The organism is Kitasatospora sp. NPDC053308 (assembly GCF_055585785.1).
On the sequence record NZ_JBVJJY010000001.1, the window covers coordinates 175456 to 195425 of the forward strand.

At 73.4% G+C, this 19970-nt stretch carries 15 protein-coding genes; 6 read left to right on the forward strand and 9 right to left on the reverse strand.

The window, feature by feature from the left end:
• Positions 1–145: 145 nt before the first annotated feature.
• The 3 genes from ACZ6Y7_RS00845 to ACZ6Y7_RS00855 form a co-directional block, all read right to left on the reverse strand.
• On the reverse strand, positions 146–745 hold the full coding sequence (locus ACZ6Y7_RS00845; RefSeq protein ID WP_465755734.1) for a hypothetical protein: 600 nt from the start codon (positions 743–745) through the stop codon (positions 146–148).
• Between the two features lie 145 nt (positions 746–890).
• The gene (locus ACZ6Y7_RS00850; RefSeq protein WP_465755735.1) at positions 891–1778 is read right to left on the reverse strand and encodes an LLM class flavin-dependent oxidoreductase; all 888 of its coding nucleotides are present in this window, start codon (positions 1776–1778) and stop codon (positions 891–893) included.
• A 124-nt stretch (positions 1779–1902) separates the two neighbouring features.
• Positions 1903–2814, reverse strand: a complete 912-nt coding sequence (locus ACZ6Y7_RS00855; RefSeq protein ID WP_465755736.1) for a serine/threonine-protein kinase — start codon at positions 2812–2814, stop codon at positions 1903–1905.
• 85 nt (positions 2815–2899) lie between these two features.
• On the opposite strand from ACZ6Y7_RS00855, the gene ACZ6Y7_RS00860 reads away from it, so the two are divergent.
• From ACZ6Y7_RS00860 to ACZ6Y7_RS00870, 3 genes are all read left to right on the forward strand, one after another.
• A complete protein-coding gene (locus tag ACZ6Y7_RS00860) occupies positions 2900–3445 on the forward strand; it encodes an RNA polymerase sigma factor (RefSeq protein WP_465755737.1) in 546 nt (181 codons plus the stop codon).
• Positions 3442–4317 carry a hypothetical protein gene (locus tag ACZ6Y7_RS00865; protein ID WP_465755738.1) on the forward strand — a complete coding sequence of 292 codons (876 nt, stop codon included), beginning with the start codon at positions 3442–3444 and terminating at the stop codon, positions 4315–4317. Before ACZ6Y7_RS00860 ends, ACZ6Y7_RS00865 begins: the two co-directional genes overlap by 4 nt.
• A 94-nt stretch (positions 4318–4411) precedes the next feature.
• Positions 4412–5092, forward strand: a complete 681-nt coding sequence (locus ACZ6Y7_RS00870; protein ID WP_465755739.1) for a hypothetical protein — start codon at positions 4412–4414, stop codon at positions 5090–5092.
• Between the two features lie 73 nt (positions 5093–5165).
• Here the strand turns inward: ACZ6Y7_RS00870 and ACZ6Y7_RS00875 are convergent, their stop codons facing one another.
• Positions 5166–7598: a non-reducing end alpha-L-arabinofuranosidase family hydrolase gene (locus ACZ6Y7_RS00875; protein WP_465755740.1), complete on the reverse strand. Its 2433-nt coding sequence runs from the start codon at positions 7596–7598 to the stop codon at positions 5166–5168.
• 263 nt (positions 7599–7861) lie between these two features.
• Between ACZ6Y7_RS00875 and ACZ6Y7_RS00880 the strand changes: the two genes are divergently transcribed.
• On the forward strand, positions 7862–10483 hold the full coding sequence (locus ACZ6Y7_RS00880) for an RICIN domain-containing protein (protein WP_465755741.1): 2622 nt from the start codon (positions 7862–7864) through the stop codon (positions 10481–10483).
• Positions 10484–10861: 378 nt separating this feature from the next.
• Positions 10862–13531, forward strand: coding sequence for a S53 family peptidase (locus ACZ6Y7_RS00885; protein ID WP_465755742.1), 2670 nt, complete (start codon positions 10862–10864; stop codon positions 13529–13531).
• 83 nt (positions 13532–13614) lie between these two features.
• On the opposite strand, the gene ACZ6Y7_RS00890 is transcribed toward ACZ6Y7_RS00885, so the two are convergent.
• Entirely contained in the window at positions 13615–13863 is a 249-nt protein-coding gene (locus ACZ6Y7_RS00890) for a hypothetical protein (protein WP_465755743.1), read from the reverse strand.
• A gap of 197 nt (positions 13864–14060) precedes the next feature.
• On the opposite strand from ACZ6Y7_RS00890, the gene ACZ6Y7_RS00895 reads away from it, so the two are divergent.
• Positions 14061–14906 (forward strand): HAD family hydrolase, encoded by an 846-nt coding sequence (locus tag ACZ6Y7_RS00895; RefSeq protein ID WP_465755744.1) that lies wholly within the window; start codon positions 14061–14063, stop codon positions 14904–14906.
• 82 nt (positions 14907–14988) lie between these two features.
• Here the strand turns inward: ACZ6Y7_RS00895 and ACZ6Y7_RS00900 are convergent, their stop codons facing one another.
• The 4 genes from ACZ6Y7_RS00900 to pstA are packed head-to-tail and all read right to left on the reverse strand — an operon-like array spanning position 14989 to position 19940.
• Positions 14989–15885, reverse strand: a complete 897-nt coding sequence (locus ACZ6Y7_RS00900) for a phosphate ABC transporter ATP-binding protein (protein ID WP_465755745.1) — start codon at positions 15883–15885, stop codon at positions 14989–14991.
• A gap of 22 nt (positions 15886–15907) precedes the next feature.
• Positions 15908–16822 (reverse strand): sortase, encoded by a 915-nt coding sequence (locus tag ACZ6Y7_RS00905; RefSeq protein ID WP_465755746.1) that lies wholly within the window; start codon positions 16820–16822, stop codon positions 15908–15910.
• Positions 16819–18654: a substrate-binding domain-containing protein gene (locus ACZ6Y7_RS00910; RefSeq protein ID WP_465755747.1), complete on the reverse strand. Its 1836-nt coding sequence runs from the start codon at positions 18652–18654 to the stop codon at positions 16819–16821. The genes ACZ6Y7_RS00905 and ACZ6Y7_RS00910 overlap by 4 nt, the downstream gene beginning before the upstream one ends.
• Positions 18655–18692: 38 nt before the next feature.
• On the reverse strand, positions 18693–19940 hold the full coding sequence (gene pstA / locus ACZ6Y7_RS00915) for a phosphate ABC transporter permease PstA (RefSeq protein WP_465755748.1): 1248 nt from the start codon (positions 19938–19940) through the stop codon (positions 18693–18695).
• Positions 19941–19970 lie beyond the last annotated feature (30 nt).

Genomic DNA, 19970 nt, shown 5'->3' on the forward strand with positions numbered 1-19970 from the left:
GCTGCTGCGGTATGACGCCGGGGCCGATCTCCCCTAGGGGTCGGCGGATCGGCCCCGGGCCGGCGGTGCGGACTCGGGCGAGCGGACCCAAGCGTGCGGACCCAAGCGTGCGGAGCCAAGCGCGTGCGGACTCAGGACCGGGAACTCAGGAGTGCGGGCGCTCCCACAGCTCGACGACCTTGCCGGAGGCGTCGAGCGCCAGCTTGTAGTCGCCGGTCGAGCAGGGGTACGAGCCCTTCTGGTTCCCCGGCGTGGCGATGCACTCGTTGATGTGCTTGACCACGTCGGCCACGTTGACGTCCTTCGGCGGGGCGACCACCGAGCGGAGGTGGCCCTTGGCGGTCGGTGCGAAGGCGGCGGTCTTGTCGGCGCCCACCGGCTCGAAGCCGACGTCGTCGACGCCGCAGACGTCCTTGGTCTCCTTGTAGACCAGGGTGGTCGTGGTGGTGCCCTTCACCGGGTAGATCCACTTCTGGCCGGCCGGCAGCGGGTCGTGGGTGCAGAACCCCTCGGGCTCGCCGGAGGCCCCCGGCGAAGCCGTCCCCGAGGGCTTCCCGCTCGGCGCGGTCTTCCCGGGGGCGACGGAGGGCGAGACGGCCGGGGCCGCGGTGGTGGGGGCGGCGGTCGCGGCGGTCGCTCCGCCTCCCGCGCCCTGGTCCGACGAGTCGTCCGGTCCACAGGCCGCCAGACCGAACGCGGCGGTGGCCACCAGAGCGGCGGCGAGCAGTCTCCTGGAAGCAGGCATGACGAAGGATCCCCCGTTGTGACGCATGATCAGTTGGATGGTGCGGCCGACAGACTAGCGCCTCCCGCCGACACCCTCGGGGGTGTTCCACCGCCACCCGCCCGGCCGGGGCGCGCGCCACCCCGCGCGCCCGGGCCGGAAGGGGTCAACTCAGCTGCGCCAGGCCCTCGGTGGCGATCCGCTCGAAGACGGCGAGGTCGTTCTCGAAGATCGAGTCCGGCACCGGCCAGTGGATGACCAGCTCGGTGATCCCCAGCTCCCGGTACGTACCCGCCCAGTCGACGAAGGCGTCCACGGACTGGAGCGGCTTCTCCGCCGTCGAGCCCTGGAGCAGCACCTTCTCCAGCGTGGCCGCGTCCCGGCCCTGCGCCTCGCAGGCCGCCGTCAGCTTCGCGATCTGCTGGGCGATCACCGCGGGCGCCTGCTCGACCGGGACGTCCGCCGGGCCCTTCGGGTCGCCGTACGTCACCCAGCCCTGGCCGTACTCGGCGGCCAGCCGCAGCCCGCGCGGGCCGGTCGCGGCGACGTAGAACGGGACCCGCGGCGTCTGCACGCAGCCGGGGATGTTCCGCGCCTCGACCGCCGAGTAGTACGTGCCCTCGCGGGTGGTGGCGTCAGTGCGCAGCAGCTCGTCCAGCAGCGGCAGGAACTCGCCGAACCGGTCGGCCCGCTCCTTCGGCGACCACGCCTCCTGGCCCATCGCCGTCGCGTCGAAGCCGGTGCCGCCGGCGCCGATGCCCAGGGTGAGGCGCCCGCCGGACACGTCGTCCAGCGTGATCAGCTCCTTCGCCAGCGTGACCGGGTGCCGGAAGTTCGGCGAGGTCACCAGCGTGCCCAGGCGGAGGCGCTCGGTGGCGGTGGCCGCCGCCGTCAGGGTCGGGACCGAACCGAACCACGGCTCGTCCCGGAAGGACCGCCAGGACAGGTGGTCGTAGGTGTACGCGGCGTGGAAGCCGAGGTCCTCGGCCCGCCGCCAGATCTTCTGCCCCTCGCTCCACCGGTGGATGGGGAGGATCACCGTGCTCAGTCGCATGCCCCGACCCTACGGGAGCCGTCGGCGGCCGGGCCCGCGCCGACTCGACGACCGTTGCGGCCCGGGCGAGGCGGGTCGGGGACGGGGAGCGGCCGCCGGGCCGGGGCGGCGGTCCCGGTCGGCTTCACCGCAGCAGCCAGCTCAGCAGGGTCGTCGCCGTGAACACCGTGCCGGACGCCAGGAGGACGGCGCGCCGGGTCAGCCATCCCGGGCCGTCCGGGGGCCGGGACTGCGGGACCGGAGCCAGCAGCGCGTCCGCGAAGTCCCGGGCGGTCGGCGGGCGGTCCGCCGGCTCGACGGACATCGCGGCCCGCAGCAGCAGGGCGACGTTCGGCGGGAGTTCCGTTCCGGCGGGGAGCGCCGGCAGCGTCGAGGCGGTCGGCTGGCCGCTCATCAGGGCGGTGGCGCGTCCGCCCGGGCCGAAGGGCTTCTGCCCGGTGAGCAGCTCGTAGGCCACGACGGCCAGCGCGTAGACGTCGGCCCTGCCGTCGAACCCGCCGGTCTGGAAGGCCTGTTCCGGTGCCATGTAGGCGGGCGTGCCCGTGGTCACCGTCAGCCCGGACGCGTCGGCCAGTTGCTTCGCGCTGCCCAGATCCGCCACCAGCACGGCGGCGGGCGCGGAGTCGGTGGCGAGCAGCAGGTTGGACGGTTTGACGTCGCGGTGCACCACGCCCGCCTCGTGCAGGACCTGGACCGCGTAGCCGGCCTCCGCGGCCAGCCGCAGCGCCTCCTGCGGGTCGCACTGCCCGACCCGGTCCGCCAGGGTGCCGCCGCGGACGTAGTCCATGACGAAGTAGGGCCGCTCCTCCTGCACCCCGACGTCGTGCACCCGGACCACCCGCGGGCTGGCGATCCGGCGCAGCAGCCTCGCCTCCGCCAGGAACCGCTCCCGCACGTCGGCGTTGGCCGCCCAGTTCTCGGCCAGCACCTTCACCGCGACCTCGGTGTCGAGCTCCGGATCGTAGGCCTTCCAGACCGTGGCGAAGGAGCCCGCTCCGAGCCGCTCCAGGAGGAGGTAACGGCCGAGCTTGCGCATGTGGCAGCATTCTGCCGGAGTCGGGGGGAGCGCGGAACTCCCGCCGGACGGGCGGGTGCCGGGCGGGACGAGACGGGGGATCCGGGTGTTCGAGGAAGGCGAGCTGGAACGGCTCGTGGCGGCTGCCCAGGCGGGGGACCCGGGGGCCAGGGAGTACCTGCTGGCCAAGCTGCGGCCGGTGGTGCTGCGCCGCTGCGCGCGCTTCCTGCCCCACCACGCCGACGCGGAGGAGGCGGCGCAGGACGCCCTGCTGTCCATCAGCACGCACCTGGGCGAGTACGGCGGCCACGGCTCCTTCCAGGGGTGGGTGACGGTGATCGCCTCGAACGCCGCCCGGTCCACCTACCGCTCGATGCGCCGGCGCGCCGAGGACAGCCACGCCGACCTCCCCGAGTCCGTCGACCCGCGCACCACCAGCGTCATCGCCGGAACCCGGCTCGACCTGATGGAGGCGCTGGCCGCGCTGGAGCGGCAGCACCCCGCCCTCGTGGAGGCCTTCGTGCTGCGCGACCTGGGCGACCTGACCTACACCCAGGTGGCCGAGGCGCTGGACGTACCGCTGGGCACCGTCAAGGACCGCATCCACAAGGCCCGCCGCTTCATGCGCGAGCGCCTGGTCACCGGTCCGTGAAGGGCCGTCCCCCGACGGGCGGCGGCCGCGTCGTCCTGCGGCCCCGGTCCGCCGCGGCCGCCCTGGTGGCAGCCGCCGCGCTCGGGCTGGCGACCGGCCGGTACGTCCTGCCGACGCCTCCGGGCGCCACCCCGCACCCGGCGGCGCAATCGGGGGCCGCGGCCGGCGCGGCGTCCCCGGGGGCGTCCGCTCCCGCGCCGCCCGGCGGTTCCGCACCGGCTCCCGGGTCCTCGGCCTCCGGCGCCGCCTCACCGACCGCGGCGACTGCGGCGACCGCGGCGACCGGCGCGACCGGGCCGCTGACGACCGCGAACCTCCTGGGCCCCGCGGCGTTCGGCCAGGACGTCGGCGGCGGGCGGATCCACGTCACCGACCGGTACGGCGACGGGGCCTACGCCAACGCCGCCTGCACCGGCGAGAAGACCCTCACCCAGACCCTGGGCGGCCGCGGCGCCCACTTCCGCGGACTGATGACCGGCACCCGTACGACCCCGGAGGACCCCACCCTGGCCGTCAGCCCCGACGACCAGGTCGCCCGCGAGGTCGCCGCCGAGGCCCAGAGCCCCTCCCTGGCGCAGAACTACGCCCAGCGCCTGCTGCTGGAGGAGGAGCCCTGCCAGGAGGCACCGGCGGGGCACTGGGTCTACGGGAGGACCACGGCGCTGCGGCTCGGCCCGGACGTCACCGCGAGCTGGATGGGCAGCTACCAGGGATCTCTCAACACCGGCGGCACCGCGCCCGAGGGGAGGGAGCCCTGCGGCGGCATCGCCGTGCTGCGCAGCGGCAGCCACTACGGGGTGCTGGAGGTCTACGCCTGCCTGGACACGGCCGCGATGGACCGCGTCGTCAGGACCGCTCTGTCACAGCTGTGAAACAGCGGATCGGGGCTCCAACTTTCCCCCGGGTCGCGGCATCTCCCCGGTTGTACGAGGACGCAGCAGGCGTCCCGACCAGCAGGGGGACACGATGACCGAGAACCGGACCGTCCAGCAGAAGTCCGTCCGCCGCACCCGGCTCGCCGCCGCGGCCTGCTTCACCGCCGCGCTGATCACGGCCGGCGTCGTCGGCGCCCAGTCGGCCACCGCCGAACCGGCCGCGCACGACGCCGCCCGTCCGGCCGCGGTCGCCGCCGCGCCCGGCCTCGGCTCCGCCCGCCTCGTCCAGAGCGAGGACCTCCAGCGGGGCCTGAACCCGGTCGGCGCGACCGTCACGCTGACCGGACGCCAGGGGCTGTCCGCGTGCTCCGGCGAGGAGACGATGCATGACCTGACCCAGGGCAAGGCCACCGCGTACGCGTCCGTGACCTGGACCTTCGACACCAAGGGCCTGCTCATCGAGTCGGCCGCGAGCGCCCCCACCGGGGCCGCGGCCGACACGTGGGAGAAGCAGCTCGTCGCGCTCGTGCAGGACTGCCAGGACGAGCCCGCCGGCCACTGGCACTACGGCCCGGCCCACACCCTGGCCGCCACCGGCGGCAGCGGCCGCTGGTACCAGTCCTACGACGGCGACGGCACCGTCAGCGGCGGGGTCGCGGTCCTGCGCAGCGGCACCAAGGTCGCCGTCGTCGAGCTCACCGGCCGGCCCGCCGACGCCCCGGCCTACGTCGAGGGCCTCGCCACCGCAGCGCTGAAGCGCCTCGCCTCCTGAACGGCCGCCCGGCTCCGCCCGCGTGCGGGCGGAGCCGGCCGCTCCGGGGAGCGCCCGTGCGCGGTGGGGCCGGTCAGCGCTGGAGGGTGAGGAGGCCCGGGCGCCAGGGGAGCTGGTCGTAGGGGCCGGTCGCGGTGGGGGACTTGCCCTGGTAGAGGAGCTGGAGGTGGCAGGGGTCGATGGTCATCGTCTGGTCGGGGTTGTCGCGGACGAGGTCGCCGTGGCTGATGTCGTTGGTCCAGCCGGCACCGCTGTTGGCCTTGCCGGCGAACGGGTTGTTCTCGGTGGCGGCCTGCGGGGTCCAGGGGCCGTTCAGGCTGGTGGCGGTGAAGGAGCGGAAGTAGCGCTGCTCGCTCGCGCCCCGGGCCTCGACGATCATCAGGTACTGGTTCCGGTCCTTGACCTTGTAGACCTGCGGGGCCTCGAAGAGGTTCTTCACGGTGTCGGTCATGACCGTCGTGGCGGAGGAGCCGAAGGTGCCGGGGAAGTTCCCGATCGGCATGCTCGCGCGGTAGATGCTGCCGTTGTCACCGGCGAAGAACAGGTACATGTTCTGGTCGTCGCCGATCAGGGTCTGGTCGATCGGGCCGGTGCCGGAGCCCGGGATGGAGCCGGTGAACAGCGGCTGCGGCGCGGACCAGCCGTTGGGGTTGGTCGGGTCGCCGGAGGTGCGGTAGACGAACGGCCACGGGCCCCACTGGTAGGCGAGCACCCAGATGTTCTTGGGCGCGAAGTAGAACAGGCTCGGCGCCACCGCCTTCTCGCTCATGCCGGTCTGGGGGGCCGAGGCCATGTCCGACCAGTCGGTGAACGGGGCGAAGGCCATCGAGCCGTACGAGGAGCCGTTCACGGTCGACCCGTAGACCAGGTGCTTGCCGTGGTAGACCACGTCGGTGAAGTCCTTCAGCGCGCCCCAGCCGTGGGCCGGCTGGGCGAGTGCGCCGGTCGAGGACCAGTGGTACGTCGACGGCAGGGCGCAGGTGCTGCTGCCGCCCGTCGGCGCCCCGGCCGGCTTGAAGGTCCAGTGCTGGTTGGCGGCGCCCCAGGAGTCCCAGATCTGGACGCCGGTGCCGTTGGCGGTCCGGTTGCCCGGGGTCTCCAGGGCGCGGCCGCTGGCGACGTTGGTCAGGGTGTGGGTGCCGTCGCTGTTGCGGGCGGCCTTCCAGTGCTGGTTGGCACCGCCGTTGGCGTCCCAGACCTGCACCGTGGTGCCGTTGCCGGTCCGGTTGCCCGGCTCGTCCAGGACGCGGCCGCTGGCGAGGTTGGTGAGCGTGTAGGAGCCGTCGCCGTTCCTGGTGGCCCGCCACTGCTGGTTGGCGGCCTCGCCGTTGGCGTCCCAGACCTGGAGCGGGGTGCCGTTGCCGTTCTGGCCGGCGGGCTCGTCGAGGACGCGTCCGGTGGCCGCGCCGGTGAGGGTGTAGACGCCGCCGGAGGTGAGGTCCCCGTCCGGCGTACCGCCGCCGGCGCCCGCCAGGGTGGTCAGCACCGAGCCGTAGGCGGCCTTCTTGGTGCCCTTGCCGTCGAACAGCAGCGGGTTCTCACCGGTGCGCCAGGAGTCGCTGTCGCGGATGCCCCACACCGTGATGCCGGTGCAGCGGGGGGTGTCGAGGCAGGCCTTGACGGCATCGGCGTAGGCGTTGGCGGCGGCCTGGGCGATGTCGAGTTCGGTGAGCTGGACGTCCACGCCGAGCGCGGCGAAGTTGGCGAGCGTGGTGCGGAAGCTCGCCGGAGCGCCGCCGGCGCCGAAGTGGCTCTGGAAGCCGACGCAGTCGATCGGCACGCCGCGGGACTTGAAGTCCTTGACCATGCGGTAGACGCCCTGGGTCTTGGCGTCGGACCAGTTCTCGATGTTGTAGTCGTTGTAGCAGAGCTTGGCGGTGGGGTCGGCGGTGCGCGCGGTGCGGAAGGCCTCCTCGATGAAGCCGTCGCCGAGCACGTCCTGGAAGACCGAGCTGCGGTGGCGGCCGCTGCCGTCGTCGGCGAAGGCCTCGTTGACCACGTCCCAGGCGTAGATCTTGCCCTTGTAGTGGGACGCCTCCTGGGTGATGTGGTTGTCCATCACGCCGCGCAGCGTGTTGGCGTCGTTGATCGAGCGGACCCAGCCGGGCAGTTGGGAGTGCCAGACCAGGGTGTGGCCGCGCAGCTTCTGGCCGTGGGCGGCGGCGTGGTTGACGATCGCGTCGGCGGGGCCGAAGTTGAACGACCCCCGGGACGGTTCGGTGCTGTCCCACTTCATCTCGTTCTCCGGGGTGATGGTGCCGAACTCCCGGTCGAGGATGGCGGAGTACGTCGAGTCGCCGAGCCGGCCCGCGGCCACCGCGGTGCCGAAGTAGCGGCCGCTGCCGGCCGCCGCCGCACCCAGCGTGGTCGGCGTGCCGGAGTCCGGCGTGAACGCGGCCTGCGCGATCAGCGGTACGGCCGCGCCCACGGCGGCGAGGGCCACGGCGACGGCGATGACGCGGCGGGTGGGCGGACGGCGGCGATGAACACGGTTCTGGTCTGACAACGGCTTGTCCCTCCGACGCTGTGGGCCCCGATCCGGGCCTCGGTCACCTGCCGGTTGCCGCCGCGCGCACGGAGGTTGCCGCCGCCGGGAGGAATCTTTCCCGTCGGGCCGGCCCCGGATTCCCTCCTCGGGCCGCCCCGAAGAATTCTCCGGCCCCCGGCAACCTTCGCGGAACCGGTGACCACCAGGGGGTGGATCCGGCCGGTGCCGCCGTCCGGATCCGCACTTCTTCCGTGACCGGTTCGCAAGGAGAACGTCTACCCATGAGCACCCCTCCGAAGGGCAGCCGACGCGGGCGCCACCGCCGTCGCGCGGGCACCACCGCTCTGCTGCTCGGTGTGCCCCTCGCCGCCGTGTCGTACTTCTTCGTGCACGAGGACTCGCAGGCCGCGACGATCGACGACGGCGCCTACTACCGGCTGGTCTCCGTGAGCAGCGGCCAGGTGCTGGACGTCAACGCCTTCTCGACCGCCGACGGCACCCGCGTCCAGCAGTGGCCCGACCAGAACACCGCCAACCAGCAGTGGAAGCTGAAGCCCACCGGGGACGGCTACTACGAGCTGGTGAACCGCAACAGCGGCAAGGTGCTGGGCGTCGCGGGCGACTCGAACGGCAAGGGCGCCGCCACCGAGCAGCAGACGGACCGCTCCTCGGGCTCGCAGCAGTGGAGGATCGCCGACGCGGGACAGTCCGGTGCCGTCACCTTCACCTCCCGCGCGAGCGGTCAGGTCCTGGACGTCTCCCGGTACTCCTCCGACCGGGGCGCGCAGATCATCCAGTGGCCGCTCACGGGCGGCGCCAACCAGCAGTGGAAGCTGGTGAAGTCGGGCGGTGCGCAGCCCTCCGGGAACGGCTCGTACGTGTGGAAGAACGCCCCGGTGGCGGGCGGCGGCTACGTCACCGGCCTGGTCTTCAACCAGAAGGAGAAGGGCCTGCTGTACGCGCGCACCGACATGGGTGGCGCCTACCGCTGGGACACCGCGGCCGAGCAGTGGATCCCGCTGACCGACTGGGTCGGCGAGAAGGACTGGAACCTGCTGGGCATCGAGTCCCTGGCCACCGACCCCGTCGCCCCGGACCGGCTCTACCTCGCGGCCGGCACCTACACCAACGACTGGTCCGGCAACGGCGCGGTCCTGCGCTCCACCGACCGCGGCCGCACCTTCCAGCGCACCGACCTGCCGTTCAAGCTGGGCGGCAACGAGGACGGCCGGGGTGCGGGCGAACGGCTGGTGATCGACCCGGCGAACCACGACACCCTGCTGCTGGGCACCCGGAAGAACGGCCTGTGGCGCAGCACCGACGCCGGTGCCACCTGGAGCCAGGTCTCCTCGTTCCCGGTCAAGGACGGCGCGAGCTTCGGCACGGGCATCTCCTTCGTGACGTACGGCCCGGCCGGCAGCAACACCGTGTACGTCGGCGTCGCCGACAAGTCCACCAATCTCTACCGCTCGACCGACGGCGGCAGGACCTGGCAGGCCGTCGCCGGACAGCCCACCGGCTACGTGCCCCAGCACGGCGTGCTCTCCGGGGACGGCTCGCTGTACGTGACGTACGCCGACAACCCCGGCCCCAACAACGTGACGGCGGGTGCGGTCTGGAAGTACGCGACGAACGGCGGGGCGTGGAAGAACGTCTCCCCGTCCCAGGGCGACTACGGGTTCGCCGGCCTGGCCGTCGACCCGCAGAAGCCGTCCACGGTGATGGTCACCACCCTGGACCGCTGGTGGCCCGCCGACGAGCTCTACCGCTCCACCGACGGCGGGGCGACCTGGAAAACCCAGTCCGACAGGTCGGTGCGGGACGCCTCCGCCGCCCCGTACGTCGGCACCGGCATCGGGCACTGGATGACGGCCCTGTCCATCGACCCGTTCGACTCCGGGCACGTGCTGTACGGCACCGGCAGCGGCCTGTGGGGCAGCAAGGACGCCGACGCGACCGACCACGGCGGCACCAGCCACTGGACGGTGCCCGCCCGCGGCCTGGAGGAGACGGCGCTGTACGACGCGGTCTCCCCGCCCGGCGGCCCCGCCCTCATCACCGCCATGGGCGACCAGGGCGGCTTCGTGTACGACGACCTGACGAAGGAACCCGCCGGGCGGCTGGTCAACCCGACGATCTACAACAGCACTTCCGTCGACTTCGCCCAGTCGAACCCGTCGCTGGTGGTCCGGGTCGGCAGGGGCGGCGAGCAGGACGGCGCCGTCTCCACCGACGGCGGCCACACCTGGAAGGGCTTCCCGTCGGAGCCGGTGCCCAGCGCCGACAGCGGACACATCGCCATCGCGGCGGACGGCTCCAGCATCGTCTGGACCGAGGCCGGTCAGGCCCCGTACCGCTCCACCGACCGGGGCGCGAGCTGGTCGAAGGTCAACGGCCTGGGCAACGGGGCCGTGGTCGTCGCCGACCGTTCCTCGGCCGGCACGTTCTACTCGGTGGCCAACGGCACCCTCTACGCCAGCACCGACGGCGGTGCGACCTTCACCGCCCGCGCCGGGAACCTGCCGAGCGGCAAGCTCAGCGCCGTCCCCGGTGTCGCCGGTGACCTGTGGCTCGCCGGCGGCGGCAGGGGCCTGCTGCACTCCACCGACGGCGGGCGCAGCTTCGGCACGGTCTCCTCGGTGGAGTCCGCCTCCGCTCTCGGCTTCGGCAAGGCCGCGCCGGGAACCTCGTACCAGGCCCTCTACCTGATCGGCCACGTGAAGGGGGTCGCCGGCGTCTTCCGCTCCACCGACGGGGGCACCAGCTGGGTCCGCGTCAACGACGACGCCCACCAGTGGGGCAACTTCGCCGGCACCGCCCTCGTCACCGGCGACCCCGACGTCTACGGCCGGGTCTACGTCGGCACCAACGGCCGCGGTCTCCAGTACGGCGACCCGTCCTGATCCCGTCCTGATCCCGTCCTGATCCCGGGCCGGTTCCGAGGCCGGGCCCAGGGCTGATGCCAGGGCAGATCCCGGACCGATCCCGGGATGATCGCGGAGCCCGAGCGGGGCCGCAGGCACGACCGCCTGCGGCCCCGCCGTGCTTCGGGGAAGCCACCCGTCCTCGCCGATCCGGCGCCGGAGGCGCCCCCGCCCCCGTCAGCAAAGGGACTTGAGCGGACATACGGTGCACGGCGCCGGGGACCGGACCCCCGGCCGGCCGCCGTGAAGGGCGTCAACCGGGTATTCGCTTGCGAAGGAGTCGGCGCGGCCTGATAGAACACCCGTCGGACTCTCGTTCGAGGGTTCCTCGGATCATCCACATTGGGGGGAGCGCGGATGTCTCATCCGGCGCCACACGCCCGGCCCCTCTGGACGGCGAACCCGCTGTCCCGTGCGGCCACCCTGGCCATAGCCACCGCGGCTCTGGTCACCTACGCCGGCCTGCCGGCCGCGCACGCCGACGCGCCCACGACGCAGCGCGTCGGCAGCGTGCCGAACGCGATCCCGGCCGACGCGACCAAGACCGCCGCTCCGGCGGACGACACCCCGGTGCAGCTGAGCGTGCACCTGAAGTCGCGTGACGAGGCCGGCGCCAACGCGCTGGCCGCGGCGGTGAGCGACAAGTCGTCGCCGCTCTACCACCACTTCCTGAAGACCGGTGAGTTCGCGCAGCGCTTCGGCGCCGACCCGGCCACCGTCGCCAAGGTCAAGCAGGCCCTCACCGCGCAGGGCCTGAAGCCCGGCGACCTCGCCGCCGACGGCCTGACCATCCCGGTCTCCACCACCGTCGCCCAGGCCAAGCGCGCCTTCGACGTCGAGCTGGCCGGCTACCAGACCTCCGACGGCCGCACCGGCTTCCTGAACACCGCCGCCCCCGCGGTGCGTTCGGACGTGGCCGGGGCGATCACCGGCGTGGTCGGCCTGAACACCCTGGCGCAGGCGCACAGCAACCACGTGATCGGGGCCAAGGGCGACGGTGCCACCGGGCTCGCGCACCCGGCCGCCACCCCCGCCGCGACCTCCGGCTACCCGACCCTGTGCGGCGGCGTGGCCATGCAGTTCGGCGGCAAGACCGACGGCAAGGACTACTTCAGCCCGGCCGCGCTCGCCTCGGCCTACGGGCTCAACAGCCTGACCGACGGCGGCTACGGCACGACCGTCGCCATCTTCGCCCTGGAGGACTACTCGGACGCCGGTCTGAGCGCCTTCCAGTCCTGCTACGGCACCAACGCCTCGGTGCAGCGGGTCAAGGTCAACACCGGTGCCCAGGCCGCGCCGAGCGACAACGGCGTCGGCGTCGAGACCGCGCTGGACCTCGACACCGTCATCGGCCTCGCGCCCCGCGCGAACGTCCTGGTCTACCAGGGTCCGGACGCCTCGCGCGCCACCCAGGCGGACATCCAGAACACCTACCGCCAGATCGTCTCGGACAACCGCGCGCAGGTGGTCTCCACCAGCTGGGGCGTCTGCGACCAGGTGATGGCGGGCAGCGACCTCGCGGCGGAGCGGGACATCTTCCTCCAGGCGGCGCTGCAGGGCCAGACCGTCGTGGCGGCTTCCGGTGACGACGGCTCCAGCGGCTGCAACTACCTGAAGAACATGGGCGCTCCGGCGAACATCACCAACCTGCTGAGCACCTCCGACCCGGCGAGCCAGCCGCTGGTCACCGGTGTCGGCGGCACCAGCCTGAGCAGCAACGGCGGCGCCGTCACCGAGACGGTGTGGAACCGCAACGGCGGCGCCAGCGGCGGCGGCGTCTCCCGCTGGTCCCTCGCGGCCAACGCCTACCAGGGCGGCTTCACCGGCCCCGGCTACACCAGCACCAACTGCCAGGCCACCGGCACCAACATCTGCCGCCAGGTGCCCGACGTGGCCGCCGACGCCGACCCGGCGACCGGCTACATGGTCGCCACCGGCGCCGGCTCCTGGATGATCATCGGCGGCACCAGCGGCGCCGCTCCGCTCTGGGCCGCCATCACGGCGCACCAGAACAACCCGGGCTGCTCCGGCCGCGTGGGCTTCATCGCCCCGGCGTTCTACTGGGCCGCCAAGCACGGTCTCGGCGCGCTGCGCGACGTCACCTCCGGCAACAACGACATCGGCATCCAGGGCGGCCTGTACTGGGCCGGTTCGGGCTACGACATGGCCACCGGCCTGGGCACCCCGAACGCCGACAAGGTCATGAAGCTGGTCTGCAACCCGGACGCCGGCATGGACCGGACGATCGAGGCCGTGGAGAACGGCCAGCTGCACGAGGTCTACACCGACACCACCGGCTGGCACGACGGCACCGTCCCGGGCGTCACCGGCGTCTCCGCGCTGAGCTTCACCTACAACGCCAACGGCAACCGGGTGATCGAGGCCATCGAGAACGGTGAGCTGCACGAGATCTACACCGACGCCACCGGCTGGCACGACGGCGTGATCCCGGGCCTGTCCGGCATCACCGCGCTGAGCTTCAGCTACAGCCCCTCGGGCGCCCGCGTCATCGAGGCCATCAAGGACGGCGAGCTGCACGAGATCTACAGCGCCTCCGACGGCTGGCACGACGGCGTGATCCCCGGCCTGTCCGGCATCACCGCCATGAGCTTCAGCTACAGCCCCTCGGGCGCCCGCGTCATCGAGGCCATCAAGGACGGCGAGCTGCACGAGATCTACAGCGCCTCCGACGGCTGGCACGACGGCGTGATCCCCGGCCTGTCCGGCATCAACGCGCTGAGCTTCAACTACAACTCCTCCGGCGCCCGCGTGATCTCGGCCGTCAAGAACAACCAGCTGCACGAGGTGTACAGCGCCTCCGACGGCTGGCACGACGGCGTGATCCCCGGCATCGGCGGCAACATCACCGCACTGTCGGGCAAGATCAACCCGCACAACGAGCGCGTGATCGAGGCCATCGTCGACGGCCAGCTGCACGAGGTGCACAGCGCCGACGGCTACTGGTTCGAGGGCGCGCTGCCCGTCCCGAGCTCCGGCTCGACGGCCCTGTCGCTGGCGCTCCACTAAGGACGCCGCGGGCCCGTGAAGGGGGCCTCCCGACAGCTCGCACCGCGGGCTGCCGGGAGGCCCCCGGCGTTTTCCCGCCCCGGCTACGGGTGCGGGCGGGTGCGCTGGGCCGGGAGGCCGGGGGCGGCGGCGCGGCGGGCGAGGTCCGCGAGGGTGTGGAAGAGGACGTCACCGAGCAGGACCGGGTCGCGCGCGGGGTCGCTCGTGTCCGGGCCGCAGGACCCGGGGTGGACGGCTCCCGGGTGGACGGACCGCGGGCGGGCGGAGCCGGGGTGGGCGGCGTCGGGGTGGACGGTCGGGGACGGCTGGTCACGGAGCTGGCGAGTGGGCATGGCTCTTCCTGCCGACGGGGTGGCCGTGGGCAGTCCTGCCCCCGCTACGGTGCCGGGACACCCCGGGTGGCGGCGGATCGGCCGGAAAGCTCGTACGAAGGGCCGGATCGAACCGCGGACGGCCCCCGCGGCGCCCGGGAGCACCCGGGAACGCCCGGTGCACCGGCCCCGACCGCACCGGTGACCGGGTGGCGCCGATGGGCGAAGATGGACCGGTGACCGAACCCCGCACCGCTCCCCGTCTCGTCGCCACCGATCTGGACGGCACCCTGCTCTGCTCCGGCGGCACCGTGACCGACCGCACCGCCGCGGCGCTGGCGGCGGCCGAGGCGGCCGGGGTGCAGGTGGTGTTCGTCACGGGGCGCCCGCCGCGCTGGATGCAGCAGGTGAGCCCGCACATCGGCGGCCACGGGGTGGCGATCTGCTCGAACGGCGGCGCGGTGGTGGACGTGCGGCGCGGCGAGCTGCTGGAGTCCTTCCCGCTGCCGGTGCGGACCACCCTGGCGGTGGTCGAGGTGCTGCGGGCCAAGCTCCCCGGCACCGCCTTCGCCTTCGAGTACCCGGACGGCTGGGCCCGCGAGGACGACTACATGGTGCCGATGTGGGGCGACGAGCTGGAGCACGCGGTCGGCTCGGCGGAGGAGCTGCTGGGGCCCGACGGACCGGTCCGGGGCCTGTTCAAGCTGCTGGCCAAGCACCCGGAACTCGACCCGGACACCTTCCTGGTCGAGGCCCGGGCGGCGGCCGGGCACCTGGCCGAGATCACCCGCTCGGCACCGATCCCGCTGCTGGAGATCAGCGCGCCCGGCGTCACCAAGGCCAGCACGCTGGCCCGCTGGTGCGCCGGGCACGGGATCGACCGCACCGAGGTGGTGGCCTTCGGCGACATGCCGAACGACCTGGAGATGCTGGCCTGGGCCGGCGCCGCGTACGCCGTCGCCAACGCCCACCCGCAGGTGCTGGCGGCGGTGGCGCAGCACACGGTGAGCAACGAGCAGGACGGCGTCGCGGCGGTGCTGGAGGAGCTGCTCGGGCTCGGCTGACGCACCCGGGCGCCCTGCCCGACGTTCCTGCCCGACGTTCCCCGGCCGAGCTTCCTCTCCGAAGCCCCCTCCCCGAAGTTCTCTACCCGAAGCGCCCGTTGACGTAGTCCGCGGTCCGCTGGTCGCGCGGGCTGCCGAAGACCTGCCCGGTCGGCCCGGCCTCGACGATCCGGCCCGGGGTGTCGTGGGTGGCCAGGAAGAACGCGCAGGTCTGCGAGACCCGCTGGGCCTGCTGCATGTTGTGGGTGACGATCACGATGGTGAGCCGCCCGCGCAGCTCGGCGATGGTCTCCTCGACCCGCCGGGTGGAGGTCGGGTCGAGCGCGGAGCACGGCTCGTCCATCAGCAGGATGTCCGGGGAGACGGCCAACGACCGTGCGATGCACAGGCGTTGCTGCTGCCCTCCGGAGAGGGCGCCGCCCGGGGTGTGCAGCCGGCCGGACACCTCGTCCCAGAGTCCGGCCCTGCGCAGGCTGGTCTCCACGAGGTGCTCGCGCTCCTCCTTGGACACCTTGATCCCGGCCAGTTTGAGCCCGCTGGAGACGTTGTCCTGGATGGACATCGCCGGGAAGGGGTTGGGCCGCTGGAACACCATGCCGATCCGGCGCCGCACCTCGGCCGGGCGCCGTCCGGGCCGGTAGACGTCGTCGCCGTCCAGCAGCACCTCGCCGGCGAGGGCGGCGCCGCGCACCATCTCGTGCATCCGGTTGAGGATCCGCAGGTAGGTGGACTTGCCGCAGCCGGACGGGCCGATCAGCGCGGTGACCGCGCCGGCCGGCATCGCCAGCGAGACCCGCTCCAGCACCTTGCGGCTGCCGAACCAGGCGGAGACGTCGCGGGTCTCCAGGCCGGCGAGCGGCTCGCCGCCGGGCCGGCCCGCGGCGAGCGGGCCGGCGGCGTCGGGGGCGACCGGGGGGAGGGTGAGGGTGTCGGCGGCCGGGTCGGCCGGCGGGGTGTCGGTCAGGGGTGCGTCGGTCATCGGTACGGCCTCCGGGCGCGCGTCAGTAGAGGTTGGGCAGCAGGGCGGCGGCGTTCTCGTAGACCGCCCAGAGCAGCGCGCCGACCACCGGCGCGAGGCTCAGGTAGGCGGCCGAGCGCCGCCAGTACCGGGCCAACACCAGCGCGCCGAGCACCGCGCCGAGCAGGCCGAGCGACCACAGCTGCAGGGTGGCCAGCGCGCCCTTGTCCGCGGCCAGCGCCTTGTCGTACGGGACGGTCGCGGGCCGGCCGCCGGGGTTCCGCTCGGGGTCGCCGTCGAGCCGGGCGCCGATCAGCACGGTGGAGCCGGGGATCCAGTCCGAGTCGCCGGTGACCAGGACCAGCCGGTTGCGGGCCCGGTCGGCGATCGGGTGGTCTCCGTCGCCGTACGCGTTGACGGTGTAGGTGAACGTGCCCTGGCCGGTGGTGGCTTCGATCTTGTCCCCGACCCGCAGCCCGGACAGCCGGGCGAACGGGGCGCCGAAGGTGGCGCTGCGGCCGAAGACCACCGCGACGCCGCTCTGGCCGGGCAGCGCGGTGTCCCGGCGGTGCCCGGGGCCGCGCATCAGGTCCCGGCCGGTGGTGCCCTCGACCACCACGGCCCGGTGCAGGCCGATCGCCGGGATGTCCAGCAGGGCCACCGGGTCGCCGTCGGCGGCCGAGCCGGTGGGGGCGACGGCCCGGGCCAGTTGGTCGCGGAAGGTCTTGTACGCGGTGGACTGGTAGTGCTGCTGCTGGATGTGCGAGAGCGTGAACAGGTAGCCGACGAAGCCCAGCACCAGTGCCGCGGCCAGGCTGGCCGCCCAGGCGCCCTGGAGGAACCGCCGCCGCCCGGCGGGCACGGCGGGCCCGGCCGGGGCGGTGTCGGCGGCGGGCCCCCGCCCGGCCGTCGGGACGGCGGGCGGAGCGGCCGGCTCCGCCGGCGCCGGGGCGGTCACGAGGTGCCGCCCGAGCCGTCGCGCCGGCGCAGCAGCCGGCGGCCGAGCAGCGGCGGGACGAGGACCACGGCGAGCAGTTCCACCGCGGTGAGGGTGGACAGCGTCCAGTCCTCGGGCTTGCCGCTGACCTCGACCACGTTGGCCGCCACCTCGGTGGCGCCGCCGCGGCCGCGGGCGACCACCTGGCCGGTCTGCGGGTCGACCACGTCCCCCGTGCCGTCGTCGGCGCCGGGCGCGTTCGGGTCGCCGGTGCCCGCGCCGGGCGCGTCGGGGTCTCCGCCGGCCGCGCCGCCGACCCCGCCGGCGCCCGCTCCGGCGCCGCCCGTACCCGCGCCGTTGCCGGTGGTGCCCGTGCCGCCGGCGCCGCCGCCACCGGATCCGCCGGTGCCGCCGGGGCCGCCCGCCGCTCCGCCGGACCCGCCGCTGCCGCCCGCGCCGCCGGCGCCGCCGGCGCCCGAACCGGTCTTCACCGGCTGGCCGTTCTGCACGGTGCAGTCCAGCGGGGCGCCCTGCTTGTCGCAGGGGCTCGGCATCGGGGCGTTCTTGAGGACGGTCAGCTCACCGGCCGAGTTGAAGGTCGGGTTGGCGCAGTTGGCGAGCGTGTTCGGATCGACCGGGCTGGCGTTGCCGGGGATGGACCGGGTCTGCAGCAGCCCGCCGCGGACCAGGCCGCGCGGGATCGGCGAGTAGCCGAGGTCGTCCGCCTTGCCCTGGCCCTCGCACAGCACGTAGGACAGGAAGCGGCTGAGCGCGGAGCCCTTGTCGTTGGTGAAGCGGGGCGGCGGGGGCAGCGCCGCCCCGGCGCGCGGCACGATCAGGTAGCTGTAGCTGGAGATCGGGTAGGCCCGCGGGTCGTTCATGGTGTAGACGCCGTCGAGGTTCTGCTGCAGGTAGTTCGGGTCGTCCGCCGGGGTGCCGTCGTCGACGCCGCGGATCTTGGCGGCGGTGAGCGCGACGGCGACGTTGGAGGCGGTCGGCAGCGCGTAGTAGCCGGCCGAGTTGAGCACCTTCACGACCGGCCAGTTGCTGCGCTTGGCGAAGGCGTACTCGTCGTAGCCGATGGTGCCCTGGTTGCCGGGGGACTTGATGTAGCCGGCCACCACGTCGGAGCCGTTCTGGGCGGTCATCCGGCCGGAGGGCGGGAAGAACTCGGTGTAGTCACCGCAGGTCACGCCGTTGACGGAGGTGCAGTAGGCGTCCCACTGCGCCTTGTGGGTGTGCTCCATCCAGCGGGTGAACTGCGCGGTGGCGCCGGAGCCGTCGGAGCGGATCACCGGGGTGATCTGCAGGTTGGGCAGCGCCTTGCCGTAGTCCGCGGTGATCTTCGGGTCGTTCCAGTTGGTGATCTTGTTGGTGAAGATGTCCACGATGGTCTGCGGGGACAGTCGCAGGTCCCGGACCTGTTTGCCGCCGACCTGCAGGTTGTACATGAAGGTCGTGCCGCCCGCGGTGATCGGCACGTACGAGAAGCCGTAGACCGGGTTCTCCTTGCTCCCGGCGCCGGCGTCCTTGCCGCCCTGGCCGACGCCGGTGTCCGGCGCGGAGCGGAACGGCACGTCGGAGGCGGTGAAGTCGTCCTGCCCGATCGACCACTGGGTGCGGCCGGCCGCCGAGCCGACCGGGTTGAAGTTGATCTGGATGCCCTGCGGGGAAACGTCCTGCCGCCACTGGTCGATGGCGGGGCCGGCCCAGCTGGAGCCGTCCGCGCTGAGCGAGACGGACGCCGCGTGGGCCGGGGTCTGCCCGAGCAGCAGGGAGGCCGTGGCGAGCGACAGGGACATCGCCGCTGCCAGCAGCCGGGCCATGGAGCGCCTTGCGGCCTCCCGGAACATGTGAACTCCTCTGGGAAGGTTGGCGGTTGGGCGGGACGTCACGGCTGCACCTGCGGACGCGGCGGGTACGAGCGGGCGGCCGCACCGACGGCGGCCGCCTCCAGGCGGCGGACCTCCCGGTCGATCCGGCGCCTCTGGGCACGGGTCAGCCGGCCCGGCTTGCGGCCGCCGAGCACGCGCGCGGTGACGAAGAGGACCAGCACCACGACCATCAGGGTCAGCCCGGCCGCGAAGCCGCGCGCGATCATCCCGTCGTACGGCTGCTTGACGTAGTTCCAGATGTAGAGCGGCAGCGAGACCTGGTGCCCGTCGAACGGGTTGCCGTTGAACTGCGAGGTGAAGCCCGAGGTGAGCAGCACCGGCGAGGTCTCGCCGACGCCGCGGGCCATGCCGAGCACCACCGCGGTCACCAGGCCGGGCCGGGCGGTGGGCAGCACCACGTTCCACACCGTGCGCCACTGGCTGCCGCCGAGCGCGTACGAGGCCTCCCGCAGGGTGCCGGGCACCAGCCGGATGACCACCTCGGCGGCGCGGGTGACGATCGGCATCATCATCACGGTGAGCGCGAGCGAGGCCGCGAAGCCGCTCTTCTCGAAGCCGAAGGTGATGATCACGACGCCGAGGATGAACAGCCCGGCCACGATGGACGGCAGTGCCGTCATCGCCTCGACCAGGGTGCGCACCGGGCGGGCCATCCGGCCGCCGACCTCGGACATGAAGACGGCCGCCGCGATGCCCAGCGGCACGGCGAACAGCGTGGCCAGGCCGAGCTGTTCGAGCGAGCCGACGACGGCGTTGAGCGCGCCGCCGGAGGTGAGCGCGTCCAGCGGGCCGGTGTGCTCCATCGACTCGGTGAAGAAGTTGAGGTGCTGGGCCGCCTCCCAGCCCCGGCTGCCGACGTAGCCGATCTGGTCGGCGATCAGCCCGACCACCAGCAGCCCGGCGCTCCAGGCGACCACCGAGACCAGCCGGTCGCGCACCATCATCGGGTGCCACTGGAGCCGGCCGATCAGGTAGTAGCCGCCCAGGAAGAGCAGGTACCAGCAGATCAGGAAGCCGAAGGCGCCGCTGAACGGCAGCACCCGCTCGTAGAGCACCCAGTCCAGCGCGAGCGAGCCGGTCAGGGATCCCGCCAGGGTGAGGACGTCCTCGCGGGTGACGCCGCCGATCCGGAGCCTCCTCTCGGGGCGGCGGGCCACGGCCGCGGCGACCCGCGGGGCCCCGGCGGGCCCGGGCTCGCCGACGGGCCCGGGTGCCGCGACCGGCGGCTGGTCGAGCGTGGTCATCGGGGGTTCCCTTCAGGATTCGGGTGGCGG